At 37.2% G+C, this 16187-nt stretch carries 14 protein-coding genes; 10 read left to right on the top strand and 4 right to left on the bottom strand.

Annotation, left to right across the window (positions count from 1 at the left end; translation table 11 throughout):
- Positions 1 to 107 precede the first annotated feature (107 nt).
- From AB5M32_RS02855 to AB5M32_RS02840, 4 genes are all read right to left on the bottom strand, one after another.
- Positions 108 to 539 carry a MarR family winged helix-turn-helix transcriptional regulator gene (locus AB5M32_RS02855; protein ID WP_088745335.1) on the bottom strand — a complete coding sequence of 144 codons (432 nt, stop codon included), beginning with the start codon at positions 537 to 539 and terminating at the stop codon, positions 108 to 110.
- Positions 540 to 597: 58 nt separating this feature from the next.
- A complete protein-coding gene (locus tag AB5M32_RS02850) occupies positions 598 to 1008 on the bottom strand; it encodes an organic hydroperoxide resistance protein (protein ID WP_010719118.1) in 411 nt (136 codons plus the stop codon).
- Between the two features lie 208 nt (positions 1009 to 1216).
- On the bottom strand, positions 1217 to 2065 hold the full coding sequence (locus AB5M32_RS02845; protein ID WP_010719119.1) for a YitT family protein: 849 nt from the start codon (positions 2063 to 2065) through the stop codon (positions 1217 to 1219).
- Positions 2066 to 2354: 289 nt separating this feature from the next.
- Positions 2355 to 2744, bottom strand: coding sequence for a PaaI family thioesterase (locus tag AB5M32_RS02840; RefSeq protein ID WP_010719120.1), 390 nt, complete (start codon positions 2742 to 2744; stop codon positions 2355 to 2357).
- Between the two features lie 127 nt (positions 2745 to 2871).
- Between AB5M32_RS02840 and menB the strand changes: the two genes are divergently transcribed.
- The 10 genes from menB to AB5M32_RS02790 all read left to right on the top strand — a co-directional run bounded on the left by menB (position 2872) and on the right by AB5M32_RS02790 (position 16179).
- On the top strand, positions 2872 to 3687 hold the full coding sequence (gene menB, locus AB5M32_RS02835) for a 1,4-dihydroxy-2-naphthoyl-CoA synthase (protein ID WP_178286229.1): 816 nt from the start codon (positions 2872 to 2874) through the stop codon (positions 3685 to 3687).
- The gene (gene menE / locus AB5M32_RS02830; RefSeq protein WP_178286231.1) at positions 3632 to 5158 is read left to right on the top strand and encodes an o-succinylbenzoate--CoA ligase; all 1527 of its coding nucleotides are present in this window, start codon (positions 3632 to 3634) and stop codon (positions 5156 to 5158) included. The genes menB and menE overlap by 56 nt, the downstream gene beginning before the upstream one ends.
- The gene (locus AB5M32_RS02825) at positions 5139 to 6500 is read left to right on the top strand and encodes an isochorismate synthase MenF (RefSeq protein ID WP_368024289.1); all 1362 of its coding nucleotides are present in this window, start codon (positions 5139 to 5141) and stop codon (positions 6498 to 6500) included. Before menE ends, AB5M32_RS02825 begins: the two co-directional genes overlap by 20 nt.
- Positions 6497 to 8245 (top strand): 2-succinyl-5-enolpyruvyl-6-hydroxy-3-cyclohexene-1-carboxylic-acid synthase, encoded by a 1749-nt coding sequence (menD, locus tag AB5M32_RS02820; RefSeq protein ID WP_368024288.1) that lies wholly within the window; start codon positions 6497 to 6499, stop codon positions 8243 to 8245. The genes AB5M32_RS02825 and menD overlap by 4 nt, the downstream gene beginning before the upstream one ends.
- Entirely contained in the window at positions 8238 to 9074 is an 837-nt protein-coding gene (gene menH / locus AB5M32_RS02815; RefSeq protein ID WP_368024287.1) for a 2-succinyl-6-hydroxy-2,4-cyclohexadiene-1-carboxylate synthase, read from the top strand. Before menD ends, menH begins: the two co-directional genes overlap by 8 nt.
- Entirely contained in the window at positions 9064 to 10173 is a 1110-nt protein-coding gene (gene menC, locus AB5M32_RS02810) for an o-succinylbenzoate synthase (RefSeq protein WP_368024339.1), read from the top strand. The genes menH and menC overlap by 11 nt, the downstream gene beginning before the upstream one ends.
- 331 nt (positions 10174 to 10504) lie before the next feature.
- A complete protein-coding gene (locus tag AB5M32_RS02805; protein ID WP_368024286.1) occupies positions 10505 to 12274 on the top strand; it encodes a glycoside hydrolase family 13 protein in 1770 nt (589 codons plus the stop codon).
- Between the two features lie 98 nt (positions 12275 to 12372).
- Entirely contained in the window at positions 12373 to 13632 is a 1260-nt protein-coding gene (locus tag AB5M32_RS02800) for an extracellular solute-binding protein (RefSeq protein WP_010737611.1), read from the top strand.
- A gap of 393 nt (positions 13633 to 14025) precedes the next feature.
- Positions 14026 to 15324 (top strand): carbohydrate ABC transporter permease, encoded by a 1299-nt coding sequence (locus AB5M32_RS02795; protein WP_010719129.1) that lies wholly within the window; start codon positions 14026 to 14028, stop codon positions 15322 to 15324.
- Between the two features lie 3 nt (positions 15325 to 15327).
- Complete coding sequence (locus AB5M32_RS02790) at positions 15328 to 16179, top strand: sugar ABC transporter permease (protein ID WP_010719130.1); 852 nt, start codon at positions 15328 to 15330, stop codon at positions 16177 to 16179.
- The last annotated feature ends 8 nt before the right edge of the window (positions 16180 to 16187 follow it).

The following is a 16187-nucleotide window of genomic DNA, read 5'->3' as shown; positions in this document are numbered from 1 at the left end:
GTCATAGCGTACATATTTGATTATAAAGCGGAAATAGGGAATTAGGAAGAAAAAAATAAAAACTGCAGACATTGATGAGCAATGTCTGCAGTTTGACTGTTTATTTCCTAGTGTTTTTCCCGAAAATTAGTTAGCATTTTCTTGCTGAGTTTTTGCAAAAGAACAAGCTCATCCGGTTCAAGTGGAAGACTCGCGAATATTTTAGCAGGAATATCTTTTGCTTTTTCTTCTAAAGCTTTTCCATTAGAAGTCAGTGATAGAATCGTAATACGCTCGTCTTTATCTGCTCTTCTTCTTTGAAGTAGGCCTTTGTCAGCCATTTTTTTTATGACGGGCGTCAAGGTTCCAGAATCTAAACAAAGTAAGCTACCAAGTTCTTTCATTGTGACTTGTTGGTTTTCCCATAAAACAAGCATTACCAGGTATTGCGTGTAAGTTAAATCTAAAGGCTTCAGCAAAGGGTTGTACGAGCGAATGATTTCTTTAGAGGTGGCATATAAAGGAAAGCACAACTGGTTTTCTAAATATAAATCTTCCATTTTCTCCACCTCGATTCTCGTAGTTCCTTGTTAGCATAGCTGATTTTATAATAAATGTCTAGCTGTTAACAGCAGTCAATGTCACTTCAATATTACCTGCAGTTGCTTTAGAATATGGGCAAACCTTATGAGCTGCTTCCAATAATTCTTGTGTTTCTTCTAAAGAAAGACCTTCAACATGGCCTTCAATTTCAACGCCTAAAACAAAACTCATTTCATTTTCAGCATACAAAGATACTTGAGCACTGATGGTAGAAGCACCAGAGATATTTTTTTGATTTTTGATCAATTCTAACGCACTATTGAAACAAGCACTGAAACCTGCTGCAAATAATTGCTCAGGATTCGTTGCATCGGCTACACGACGTCCAGGAGCCGCAATTGCAAGTTCAAATGAATGATCTGGACTATGAACTTCACCTGAACGACCACCAGTATTGATCATTTTTGTAGAATACATTTTTTTCATAAAAAACACTCCTTTAAATTTGATTTTGTACAATTAAATTGTATACAATTTAATTGAGAAAGGCAACTAATTCGTTTCAGCATGGGCATAAAAAAACGAGCGACTACACGTTATGGCATCACTCGTTTTAGATAAATTATTTAAGCAGAATCAATTTTTAGAAGAAATACAAAAATAGAAGAGGAAGTATTTATGAATAAGCTTCTTATTACTCAATTGGATGGTAAGTGAAGCCACTACCAGTTACTTCAGCTACACTGCTGACAATCACAAAAGCAGTAGGGTCGATTTCTTCGATCAATGGTTTGACTCTTGAAAACTCCTGGTCTGTTACGACGATCAATAAAACTTCTTTAGATTTGCGGTTGTAGCCACCTTTTGCTTCTAATAAAGTTAAGCCACGACCAATTTCCGCACTTAAACGTTGGCGGATTTCTTCGATAGAGGTTTCGCTCATCACCATTATCGATTTTTTACGATTCATTCCTGTTTCAATATAAGACATTACAATCGAGGTAATGACGATCGAAAGAATGGCATATAAAAACTCTTCAAACCCAAAAATAAATAAATTAAGTGATACAACAAACGCATCTGTTACCAATAAACCAATCGAAGTATTCAAATGAAAGTACTTTTTGAAGATCAGTGGTGGAATAGTTGTTCCGCCACTTGAAGAATTATTTTTGTATAAAATAGCGACACCCAGAGCAAAGATCGCACTACCAAAGATCACTGAAAGTAAACGATCCGACGTAACCATCATTTCAGGGACAACCGCAATAATCAGCGGAAAGACAAGACTTCCAAAAAGCACTTTGAAAAAAGGTTTTTTTCCAAGAAATACAAGAGCTAATACCAACATGATGATATTTAATACTAAAATGACCATTGCACGATCAAAACCTAAAGCCGATTCTAAGAGAATACCTAAACCACTCACACCGCCTGCTGCGATATGGTGAGGCCCTAAAAACATATTGATACCTACGCCTAAAATGGTTAAGGCAAACATTATTTTTATGTATGTCCAAATCATCGTTTTCATTTGCTTCATCCATTCACATCCATTCATTATTGTATTTTAATTTTTTTGTGCTTTTTTCATTATAACGTAATATTCACCTAAAGTTAACTAATATTTTAAAAAAATGTTAGGTTAGTCTAACATTTTGGGTCGAGAAATAGAGGAGCTATGAGTTCACTATGTTGCTATAGATAGTGAATATTAATATTTTTTATCGATTGAAATAAAAATGAAAGATGTCTTTTACTTTTCCTTATTTCGATAAAGAGCAAATAAAGATGGAAATTTAATGAATGAAAGGTTGGACATAAATGCAACGTCATGTCGATTCGTTACGAACAGTTAGTGTGCAAGAACCATTGGCAATAAGATGAGCAGGGGTTAGTTTGTTTTCTTTTTCTAAATAAATTTCAGCTGCCCAAAATTGGATAGAGCGTCCAATTTTAGTCGGACGTGCGATCACTCGTAATTGTCCATTTTGAGCGCTGTTAAGGTGGTTGACGTGTAAATCTACACCTACCGCATATTGTGGCGAGCTTAAATGTTGGTTAGCACCAATACTACAAGCGGTTTCAATCAAGATACCGTTGATTCCGCCATGAAGGAAGCCAAAAGGTTGGAGATGGATGTCAGAAATCGGTAGTAACAATTCAACCTGTTCTTTTGAGATAGACATTGTCTCAATCTGTAAATATTCGATTAAATTCATTTTTAGGTTTCATTCCTTTTTTTGTTTTTTGAATAGTATAACAGAAATTCTTAAAAAATATAAAATTACAAACGTTTTCTTTGGCTTTTGTGTATAATAAGAATGTTCAACTTAGAGGAGGAATAAAATGAGAGAATGGCAAACAATTAAAGACTATGAAGAAATACTTTTTGAAAAACATGGTAAAATAGCAAAAATAACAATTAATCGACCTCAAGTACACAATGCATTCACTCCAAAGACAGTGTTTGAAATGATTGAAGCTTTTACTATTTGTCGAGAGCGGCAAGATATTGGTGTGATTATTTTAACCGGAGCAGGAGATCAAGCATTTTGTTCTGGTGGAGATCAAAAAGTTCGAGGAAATGGCGGGTATGTAGGTGATGATCAAATCCCTCGCTTGAATGTGCTAGATCTCCAGCGCCTGATTCGGGTCATTCCAAAGCCTGTGGTTGCTATGGTCAAAGGTTGGTCGATCGGTGGAGGCAATGTCTTACAACTTGTTTGTGACATCACAATTGCCGCTGAAAATGCGAAATTTGGACAAACAGGTCCGAATGTAGGAAGTTTTGATGGCGGTTATGGATCAGGCTATCTAGCTCGAGTAATCGGTCATAAAAAAGCAAAAGAAGTCTGGTTTATGACGAAACAGTATTCCGCAACAGAAGCTTTAGCAATGAATTGGATCAACACAGTGGTACCTTTAGCCGAAATTGAAGACGTAACGATAGAGTGGGCAGAAGAAATGTTGAAGAAAAGTCCTTTAGCATTAAGAATGATCAAGGCTGCAATGAACGCAGATACAGACGGACTAGCGGGGATCCAACAATTAGCAGGGGATGCCACTTTACTTTACTACACGATGGCTGAAGCTCAAGAAGGACGAGATGCATTCAAAGAAAAGAGAGAGCCTGACTTTGACCAATTTCCTAAATTTCCCTAAACAAAAACCAAATAGTTGGTTGCAACGACAAGCATTAGAACAGCCAGATCAGCCAGCCTTTTATACGAAAGATGTTTGTCTAACGTTTAGTGAATTGAATCACTATGTACAGCAACTTGCTTATTATTTCAAACGTTTTATAAGCAATCAACAAAAAACTATTAAAAGAGTAGCCATTTTGAGCGACAATCAGACAATGATGTATCAGTCGATCTTAGCTCTATGGGAATTAGGAATGGAGATCCAATTTCTAAATACAAGGTTAACCAGTGAAGAATTAGCTTATCAGTTAAAAGATGCCAATACACGACTATTGATCACTGAACATCCTGAACATTTTTCCTTTGAAAATGTAACCATCATTTCTTTCCCGAAAAAAAAGGAACTAATCGGGAGAATTAATGAACCACCAATTGATTTCGGCTATCAATTGGAGCAAATAGCCTCGATCATGTATACATCTGGGACTACTGGAAAGCCAAAAGGAGTACCTCAAACTTTTTCAAACCATCAAGCAAGTAGCCTAGCTACACAAAAAAGTATGGCTATCGAGTCTGGCGAGAATTGGCTTTGTTGCGTCCCGTTGTACCATATCAGTGGGTTATCGATTCTTTTACGTTCCCTTGTTTTAGGAATTAGCGTTCATTTATGTGAAAAATTTCACCCATCAGAAGTCAACCAACTGATTTTAAGCGAAAAAACCGCTTATTTGTCGTTAGTCACGAAAATGTTAAAAGATCTGTTGCCGTTTGTACCAGAAGACGGTTATCCTTCTTCTTTGAAGCAAGTTTTATTAGGTGGCGGTCCGATTGAATCTACCTTACTTGAAGACTGTTGCCAGTTGAAGCTACCCGTTATGTTGTCTTATGGCATGACAGAAACATGTTCCCAAGTTGTCGCAGGTAAAATCAATTTGCATTCAAAGTTTAAAGACACGGTTGGTCGTCCGCTAATGGGTGTGCAAATTAAAATCGATGGGACAGATCAAGCGAATGAATCTGGAGAAATTCTTTTGAAAGGTCCGTCGATCGTTAAAGGATATCTCAACGGACGAGATCGACATTCGTGGACGAAAGAGGGCTGGTTTTGTACTGGTGATTGGGGCTATTTAACAGATACTGGTGAACTAAAAATTCTTAGTCGAATGAGTGAGCGAATCATCTCTGGCGGAGAAAATATTTACCCTGCTGAGATTGAAGCAATTTTTTTAAAAAGTCAGAAAATTACAGAGGCTATTGTTATTGGTAGAGCCGATCCTAACTGGGGGCAACGCCCAGTAGCTTATTTGAAATTAATAGATAAGGTCAGCGTTAATGAAATTTGCAATCTCATGGAGCCACTTGCTTCCTACAAACATCCTGACGAAATTTTTGTCGTCCATGATCTACCAAAAACAGCCTCAGGAAAACCATTAAAACGACTTTTTTTAACAGAAGAAAGAGTGAACTATATTGACTACCAACTTATTTAATCTAAATCTACAGGAAGTACCTGAAGCTGACTATGTATGTTATAGCTTTAAGATTCCTTATGAACCGTTAGCAAATCTCTTTGCAAAAGCGAGTGACTTTAAAGGCACACGTTTCTTTTGGCAAACGCCAGACAAAAATGTCGGTTTCTTGGGATTTGGGCGTAATCTTTTAAAGAAGCGTGGAAACTGGTCCACCGAAGACCTGATAAATGCTAAACAAGAGTTTTTTAAAAAACTTTCGTTTCTGGTTCCTGAAAAAGAGACTCCGATTCTTTTTGGAGGTTTACCTTTCGATGCTGAAAACAAAAAACAAGCGCCTATTTGGGGAGAATTGGCAGAGGGCTGTTTTATTCTACCCGAACTATTAATCAAGCAAAATCATCAGCAACTAACCGTTGTAATAACCGCAAGGAATCATTTTAAAACTTTAAAAAAACTCGATGAGTTTATTAAAGAAAAAATGAGACTCATTAATGAAATGAAAGAGCGATGTGTCCCAGATTTTTCGCCAAGTCAAATATTAAAAGAAACTGAAGTAGCTGTTCCTCATTTCTTAAAAGCTGTTGAAGAGACGATCGAAGTCACAGCAAATAAAAAATCAGCACTTAAAAAAGTGGTTTTAGCAAGACAGATGCAATTAGTTGGCAAAGAATTTTCTGTTGAAAAAATCTTACTTCATCTGATTAGTCAACAACCAAACACCTATCACTTTGTTTTAGAAGCAAAAGGTCAAGCGTTTATTGGCGCAACACCTGAACGTTTGCTTCAGGCGACTGATACCCATTTCTTGACCGCTAGCATTGCTGGCTCTATCGCTAGAAGTTCAAACGAAAGAGAAGACGTTACATTGGGAGAGAAACTTTTAAAAGACTCTAAAAATATTGGAGAACACCAATTAGTCGTCGAACGTTTAACAGAACAGATGCACTCATTTATTAAGGGGAAACTAACAGTATCAGAAAAAAGTCTTTTAAAAAACCGAGACATTCAACATCTTTGTTTGACGTTGAAAGGGAGCCGTCAGGACGGTTTCTCATTTTTAGAAGTCATACGACAACTACATCCTTCACCAGCTTTAGGCGGTGTACCTAAACAGGCAGCCATTGATTGGATAGCGGAAAAAGAACCTATTGGGCGAGGGTTATACGGGGGTCCAATTGGCTGGTGTAGTTTAACTGAGGATGTTGGTGAATTTGCAGTTGGTATTCGTTCTGGAGTAGTGAGTGATACTGAGGTCCAGTTGTATGCTGGCTGTGGAATTGTGCCAGATTCAACGCCTGAAGCGGAATACTTAGAAACTGCTCTAAAATTTCAACCGATGATTCGAGGTGTAAAAGAATGACGAACACAAAAGAGCTGACTACTTATTTATTAGCATTTATCCATGGATTGAAAGAAAGTGGATTAAAAGAAATGGTCATTAGCCCAGGATCACGCTCGACACCACTGGCCTTATTGGCTTATCGTGACCCGGAAATCAATTGCTATATCAATGTGGACGAGCGTTCGGCTGCTTTTTTTGCGCTTGGTTTAGCAAAAGCACAAAAGGAACCTGTTGGTCTGATTTGCACATCAGGAACTGCTGCAGCAAATTATTATCCAGCCATTTGTGAAGCTGAGGCGTCAAATGTTCCACTCGTTGTGTTGACCGCTGACCGTCCACCAGAGGCGCAAGGCGTAGGAGCACCACAAACGATGGATCAGCAACATTTGTATGGAAGCCATGTCAAAAAGTATATCGGAATGGCTTTGCCAGAAGAAGGAGAATCTTTTGAAAGATATGCGTTTTTTCAGGGTTGGGAGAGTGCGGCTGCTGCAATAAAAATTCCTAAAGGACCTGTACATGTGAATCTACCTTTTCGAGAACCTTTACTGCCGGATTTATCACAATCATTTACACGTCATTATTCAAGAAAAGGGGAAACGATCAATAAAGTAACTTCCTTTTCGTTACCAGAACTTGATTCTTGGTTGACCAAAAAAGGGTTGATTATTGTTGGAAAAGAATTGACCACACAACAGGCAACGAAAATGATTGAACTAGCTGAAATCGTAGGATGGCCTCTTCTTGGTGATCCACTTACAAATTTAGGAAATTGCGGGAAAGAAAGCGACAATTATATTTCTCATGTTGATTTGATCTTTGCCGATCAACGCTTAGAAACACCCGAAATCGTTTGGCAGTTTGGTAACTTGCCATTGGCCAAAAACCTCATGCTTTATTTAAAGCAGTCAAAAGACCTGACTTATGTCATCATTGATGAAAGCGAATCTTGGAAAGACTGGTTACATCAAAGTAATTATGTTTTACCAATTGATCCACTGACGTTTTGTAGCATGGTTAAGAACATGAGCGATGAAGCATTTCATACTCATGCAGATAGAAACTGGTTATCCTATTGGCAAGAAAGAGCAAAGCTTGCCCGACAAACGATAGAAACAACCTTACCCTTAGATGCCTATAACGAAAGCAATGCTAGTAAGCGTCTTTTTCAATCGTTAAAGTTTGACGAAACACTCTTCTTGTCCAATAGTAATGCTATTCGTTTTATTGATCGCTACGCTGGTTTTTCAAAACAACGATTTTCAGTCTATGGGAATCGGGGAGTAAATGGTATTGACGGGATTATTTCAACAGCTGCAGGTATTTGTGCGGCTAAGAAACAGCAGATGTTTTTGTTGATTGGTGACTTAGCTTTGTTTCATGATATGAATGGATTACAAATAATCAAAGAACTTGAGCTGCCGGTGACTGTGATCGTTTTGAATAATAACGGGGGAGGTATCTTTTCTTTCCTTCCTCAAAGGGAATTAGATAACTCCTTTTTTGATCCTTTGTTTTCAACACCCTTACATCTAGACTTGGAGAAAGTGGCAGATCTCTACTGCGGCGCTTATAAAAAGCCCAAATCGCTGACTGAATTTGAACAAATAGTTTGTGAAAGTAGAGAAAGAATAGACAGTAAAGACAACAGAGAAGAGAAAAAAAATTCAACTTGGACGTTGATTGAAGTCGTTGGCGAACAAAAAGCACCAGCAGAGCTTTGGCAACACATGATTGAGGGATACGGTAATCGAAATGAGTGAGGGAAAAATAAAAATCAATGGTGTTAATTATGCTTATCGTTGGTTACAGCGAACATCTCCAATGAGACCTACTATCATTTGTTTACACGGATTTACCGGAACTTCCATGAGCTTTTCTTTGCCTTTTCAAGATTTAAATATTTTAGCAATCGATTTGATCGGGCATGGTAAGACGGATGTTTATGTTCATCCTTATCGCTATAAGCTTCCATTACTTGTTCAAGATTTAGCACAATTGGTTTTGCAATTAAAGATCGATGCCTTTTATTTGTTGGGGTATTCCATGGGGGCCCGTACCGCGTTAACTTGGCTGATTGAACAACCAAAAGGAATTTTAGGCATCATTATGGAAAGTGGTACACCAGGCATCAGTTCCCTTAGCGAAAGACTCATACGTCAAAAAAAAGATCTTCTATTAGCGCAAAAGATCATGACTGAACCATTATCTGGTTTTGTGGATTATTGGGAATCGATTCCATTATTTGAAAGTCAAAAAGAACTACCTGATTCGACAAGAAGAAAGATTCGCCAAGGAAGACTTATGCAACAACCAATTGGTTTGGCGCTTAGTTTGATGTACATGGGAACTGGGCAACAGACGAATTACTGGCCATCGCTTAGTAATATCCAAAGACCGATCCTTTATTTAGCAGGAGAATATGATACTAAGTTTCAAAAAATCGGAAAAAAATTGGTTGAAGAAAATAGTCTGTTTTCCATGGCGTTGGTTCCCAAAAGTGGACACTGTATTCATCTAGAACAGCCAACGAAATTTGTTTCCCTAGTAAATCAATGGATAATGGAGAAAGAAAAAAGTGATACAAATTAGAAAAATCGAGCAATTACAACTTAAATTACCTTTGATTACCCCTTTTGAAACGAGTTATGGAATTCTAACTGAAAAAGCGTTTGATTTATTGATAATCGAGGATGAATTAGGCAATCAAGGAGTAGGAGAGTTGGTTTCTTTCCAACAAGCGGACTATATTGAAGAAACGATCGACATGAGTCGCTTGATCATCAAAAATGAATTGATTCCTTTACTTACTATGTCTCCAATCAAAGAGCCTTTCGAAGTTCAGCGACGATTGACGAAAGTGCAAGGGAATTTTATGGCAAAAGCAGCCTTGGAAACAGCTATTTGGGATTTATATGCCAGACGAAAGAATGTCAGTTTCCGAGAAATTTTCAAAAGTACGAAAACAGAATTAGCAGTTGGGATTAGTTTAGGTATCCACACAGATTCTGCAAAATTGTTAAAACATGCTCGAATGTATGTTTCTCAAGGCTATACGCGGTTGAAGTTAAAGATCAAACCAGGTTACGATATCGAACCATTAACCTTATTACGAAAGGAATTTCCTCACTTGCTTTTGATGGCAGATGCCAATTCTGCTTATACATTAAAGGATCTACCGATATTGTTAGAATTGGATCGATTAAACCTAGCGATGATTGAACAGCCTTTTAATCAACGGGATTTTATCGAGCATGCGTATTTACAGAAACAATTAAAAACGCCAATTTGTTTAGATGAGAATATTCGTACACTAAATGATGTTAAAACCGCTCATACCTTGGGAAGTTGTCGTGGGATTAATCTAAAAATCCCCAGAGTGGGTGGGATCGCTGAGGCATTATCCATCGTAACATTTTGTCGTGAACATAACTTGACGGTGTGGCTAGGTGGAATGTTTGAATCAGGAGTAGGACGTTGCTTAAATATACAATTTGCCAGCCAAAATGACTTTACTTTCCCTGGCGATATATCGGCATCAGATCGCTATTACTACGATGATATCATCAAAAATAAAGCTTGCCTCACTGATGGGAAACTTGCAGTTCCCTTAGGAAAAGGCAATGGGGCAGTTCTTGATCAAGAAAAAATAGAACGTTATTGCTACAAAAAGGAACTCCTTTTTTCTTAATAATAAACGTTTGACAAATAATATAATCACTGTGGTCGTCGTAGAGAGATACACCAAGTAATCATAAAGAATCCAAAAGCAGCTCTTTCTCTTTTGGATTCTTTCTTTTTGTTGAACTTTTTTTGTCATGAAATAGTAGGGAATGGGTATAGGATTACACTTTCCCGATGCCATTAATTTAGCTAATGTCGTTCTTGACCCATCTTTCCCCTTCGATCAGATAAAGAGGAGAAACAGAATTCTGTTACCGATAACATAAATGAAAGCGTTGTCTTTTGTGGTTCACTCTTTTATAGTGAACACGTAACCTTAAATATGAAGGAGGAAATACATGAACACCGCAGCAATTTATCATCGACCGGAAAGTGAATATGCTTTTTTATATACAGCTGATACTTTCAGAATTCGTTTACGTACTTGTAAAGACGATGTAAAAAAAGTTTATCTTATTAGTGGCGATCCTTATACAATTGATTCACAAAAATGGTATCTGGAAGAAATACCAATGAAAAAAAGTCTGAGTACTTTAGTTCATGATTACTGGGAAGTGGAACAAACAAGCTCGACTAGAAGGTTACAATATGGGTTTCATATCGTAGGGATTGATGGCACAGAATGTTTTTACGGGGATCAAGGGATTTTTGCGTATGAACCAGCAAACTTAGCAGAAGCAAATTACTATTTCCGGATACCCTATTTTCATGAAATTGATCGTTTCAAAGTGCCGCAATGGGCAAAAGAAACGATTTGGTACCAAATATTTCCTGAACGATTTGCGAATGGCGACTCAACTAACGATCCAGCTCATACGCTACCATGGGGAAGTAAAGCACCTGACCGAGATGATTTCTTTGGTGGTGATTTACAGGGTGTGATTGATCACCTCGATTACTTAGTCGATTTGGGAATCAATGGTATTTATTTTTGCCCGATTTTCCAAGCTATGTCTAATCATAAATACGATACGATCGACTATTTGAAGGTTGATCCAGCCTTTGGTGACGAACGTCTGTTAAAAGAATTAATCGAAAAAGCGCATAAAAAGGGTATCCGCATTATGTTAGATGCTGTTTTCAATCATATTGGTAGTGACTCGCCCCAATGGCAAGATGTGATCAAAAATGGCGAAAAATCAATTTATAAAGATTGGTTCCATTTTCATTCTTTTCCTGTGGATACCTATCAAATGACGAATTTACCCGAAACAGCAGCAAATTTATCTTATGATACGTTTGCTTTTACACCTTTCATGCCTAAACTCAACACAGCAAATCCTGAGGTTCAATCGTACTTACTAGATATTGCTGCTTATTGGGTGAAAGAATTTGATATTGATGGGTGGCGTTTAGATGTCGCTAATGAAGTCGATCATCATTTCTGGAAATTGTTCCATGAAAAAGTCACTGCAATCAAACCAGATATTTATATTTTAGGCGAAATCTGGCATTCATCCCAAGCTTGGTTACAAGGAGATGAGTTCCATGCTGTAATGAACTATGCGTTTACAGACTCAATCAAAGACTATTTTGTCAAACGAAAAATCACTGCTTCACAAATGGCAAGTGGCATGAACCATCAGCAGATGCTGTACCAAGATCAAGTAAACGAAGGAACATTTAATTTATTAGATTCCCACGATACTGCGAGAATCCTAACCTTGTGTAATGGAAATAAAGAGTTGATGAAAGCTGTACTTACTTTCATGTTTTTACAAAAAGGCGCACCTTGTATTTATTACGGAACGGAAATCGGATTGACTGGAGAAGATGATCCTGATTGTCGTAAATGTATGATCTGGGAGAAAGAGCAACAAGATACGGAATTATACGGTTTTATTAAAGAATTGATTTATCTTCGGAAACGATTATCTGAAATTTTAATCACAGGTACGATTTGCTGGGAGCTAATTGATGATAGTCAAGACGTGATTCATTTTTCTCGTGAATTGAACGGCCAAAAGATCCATGCTATTTTTAATCAATCTTCTACAAGTTATTTGGTTGATCAGAAAAATGAAATTATCTTAAGCCAAAATAGTGAATTATTAAATGATGGGAAAGCTGAAATTCAACAATTCGGATTCATTTTGATGTGTGAATAACTTGTTACCGGTAACATGCAGAAAGCGTTTGCAAGTTGTCGTTTTATAACAGTATACTCTTTATACAAACAACATTTATGGAAATGGAGGAACAAAAAGTGAAGAAAAACTATGTTAAAAAATTAGGGTTGGGTTTATTGTCACTTGGTATTTTAGGTGGATTAGCAGCTTGTGGTAATGGAAAAGCTGATACAGCTAGCGGTGGAAATGATGAAAAAACATTAACTGTATCGGTAGATTCTGGTTATAAAGATTACATCAATGAGATCAAAGGTGATTTTGAAAAAGAGAATGATGTCAAAATCAAGCTAGTTGAAAAAGATATGTTCGATCAATTAGAAGCGCTTTCTTTGGATGGACCTGCCGGTAAAGGACCAGATGTGATGATGGCAGCCTATGATCGAATTGGTGCGTTAGGACAACAAGGCCATTTAGCGGAAGTCAAATTAGGAAATGAAGCCGACTATGATGAAACAGATAAAGCACAAGTGACCTATGACGGAAAAATTTACGGCGAACCAGCGGTGATCGAAACATTAGTCTTGTACTACAACAAGGATCTAGTAGATGCAGCACCAACCACTTTCAAAGAATTAGAAAATCTAGCCAAAGACAAACGCTTTGCCTTTGAATCAGAAGCAGGAAAAAATACTGGATTCTTAGCAAAATGGACTGATTTTTATTATTCTTATGGTTTACTAGCAGGCTATGGCGGGTATGTTTTTGGTGACAACGGAACTAATCCATCAGATATTGGTCTAAATAATGCAGGATCAATCGAAGGAATCACTTATGCTACAAACTGGTTCCAAAATGTTTGGCCAAAAGGGATGCAAGATATCAAGAGTGCAGGCGATTTCGTTAGCCAACAATTCATGTCTAACAAAGCAGCAGCAATCATTGATGGTCCTTGGCAAGCACAAACTTATAAAGACAACAAAATCAATTATGGGGTAGCAAAAATTCCAACATTGAACAACGGCGAATCTTATCAACCGTTTGGTGGAGGAAAAGGTTGGGTAGCAAGTAACTATTCTAAAAACAAAGAATTATCACAAAAATGGTTAGACTATGTGACAAACACAAAAAATCAAGAAAAATTCTTTGAAATGGTCAATGAGATTCCAGCCAATCAAGCAGCACGTGAAACAGCTAAATCAAAAAATGATGAATTGACAACTGCGGTGATTGATCAGTATGAAACTGCGCAAGCAATGCCAAATATTCCAGAAATGGCTGAAGTTTGGACTGGTGCTGAAAACTTAATGTTTGATGCAGCTTCAGGTTCTAAATCGCCAAAAGAATCTGCTAACCAAGCAGTGAAAACCATAAAAGAAGCGATTGAGCAAAAATATTAAAAGTAACAAAGCGATCTCTATTCACGATCAAATGGATATTTTTACTAGATGTGGTGATAGTAGACCACTAAATCTCATTTGGTCAACCAAATCATAAAACAAGTCATGGATCAATAGGTGAAACAGTTGAACGGTGTATTTTCTTTAACTGTTTCACATTGATTCGTGTGAATAACATCCACGAGCAGAGTTTTTTATAGCAACTGAGTGAGGACTACAAATGAATGGAAAATGGTTTTTGATAGCAATTATTGATGACTGTCATGGATAGCTACTATTTATAGTTACTATGTATAACTGCTATGAATAGTTACTTATAGATGGCTATTATGGATAGCCGACTGATTCATTTCCTTGCGCAAAGAATAAAATAGTAGTACTGGGGGTATCGTTATGCAAGACGAACAAAATAATATCAATGTAAGAAAAATTACACTTATGTCTCTCATACCTGGCTTAGGGCAATTTGCTAATGGTCAAGCGTTCAAAGGAATCGTATTTCTAGGTATTTTCGTAGCATTTATTCTACAACTGATAGTTGGTGGCTTCCACTCGTTGATTGGCTTAGTCACACTGGGAACGGTTCCGATGGAGGATCACTCCTTATTTATTTTGATTCAAGGAACGCTGCAACTAATCATTACGGTTATTTTTTTTATTTTCTATGGACTGAATCTGTTAGATGCCAAACGTGTCGCAGTTTTACGCAAAGAAGGTAAGAAAATCAACCGAACGATGAAGGAAGTTATACATAATATTGGTGATGAGGGTTTTCCTTATTTGCTTACACTTCCAGCCTATCTTTTGATGATTTTTACGATTATTTTTCCAGTTCTAGTCACATTATTTACAGCATTTACCAACTATGATTTCAAACATATCCCACCTGCTAGTTTGATTGATTGGATCGGAGTAAAAAACTTTTTTAGTATCTTCTTCTTAAGTTCTTACCGTAATACCTTTTTCTCTGTGTTTTCTTGGACTGTTATTTGGACACTATGTGCAACGACACTTCAAATCACATTAGGTATTTTTACAGCCGTTATTGCTCACCAAAAATTTATTAAATTTAGACGTTTTTTTGGTATTATTTTCCTTTTACCATGGGCGGTACCAGCATTTATAACAATTATGAGTTTCTCTAATATCTTCAATGATAGTGTGGGGGCGATCAACACCCAAGTGATTCCTTTTATCAATCATCTGCCATTCGTAGACATTAGCGCGATTTCATGGAAAACAGATCCATTTTGGACGAAAGTTGCGATCATTATGGTTCAAGGGTGGTTAGGATTCCCTTATATCTATGTCATGGTAACAGGTATTTTACAATCCATTTCTGAAGATTTATATGAAGCAGCAAAAATCGATGGTGCAAATGCTTGGAAACGTTTCTCTAATATCACGTTACCGGCTATTTTTCTAGTAGCAGCGCCAACGTTTATTACTCAGTATACTGGTAATTTCAACAATTTCTCGATGATTTATTTATTTAACAACGGTGGTCCTGGAAGTGTAGGAGGGGGCGCAGGTTCAACAGACATCTTGATTTCTTGGATCTATAAACTAACGACGGGAACCTCGCCACAATACTCCATGGCTTCAGCCATTACACTAATTATTTCTGCAATTGTCATTTGTGTTTCTTTACTTGTATTTAAAAAGACTAATGCATTTAATATGGAGGACTAAGCGATGAAACAATTTAATTCAAGTGCTAAATTCCAACGAAGATTGTCACAATTCTTGACCTATGTTTTTTTGATTCTTTTGTCGATCATCATTATCTATCCATTGTTGATTACAGCCAGTACAGCATTTAAATCAGGTAATATCGCTGCTTTTAGTCTGGATTTATCCAGTGACTGGACACTAGAAAATTTTAGACGGCTATTCTCAGAAACGTTATATGGTACTTGGTATAAAAATACCTTGATTATTTCCATTTTAACAATGGTTATCCAAGTGACTGTTGTAACTTTGGCTGGTTACACTTATAGTCGTTACCGTTTCATTGGACGCAAATCAAGCTTGATGTTTTTCCTGGTGATTCAAATGGTTCCAACGATGGCTGCATTGACCGCTTTTTACGTCATGGCTTTTCTACTTAACGCCTTAGATCGATACTGGTTCTTAACAATGATCTATATTGGTGGGGGAATTCCGATGAATACTTGGCTAATGAAAGGTTATTTTGATACTGTTCCACTTGATTTAGATGAATCTGCTAAATTAGATGGAGCTGGTCATTTCCGGATTTTTCTACAAATCGTTTTACCGTTAGTTAAACCAATGATTGCCGTTCAAGCATTATGGGCCTTTATGGGACCGTTTGGAGACTTCATGCTCGCTAAATTTTTACTACGCACACCAGAAAATCAAACAGTGGCAGTTGGTTTGCAAACATTCATTTCTGATGTGACAAATCAACGGGTTTCATTATTTGCCGCAGGAGCGATCCTCATTGCATTACCGATTTGTTTATTGTTCTTCTTTTTACAAAAAAACTTTGTCACTGGTTTGACTTCTGGTGGCACAAAAGGTTAGGAGCAGGT

This window comes from Enterococcus sp. C57, from assembly GCF_040887305.1.
GTDB lineage: Bacteria > Bacillota > Bacilli > Lactobacillales > Enterococcaceae > Enterococcus_B > Enterococcus_B hirae.
This window is presented reverse-complemented; position numbering and strand designations above follow the sequence as displayed.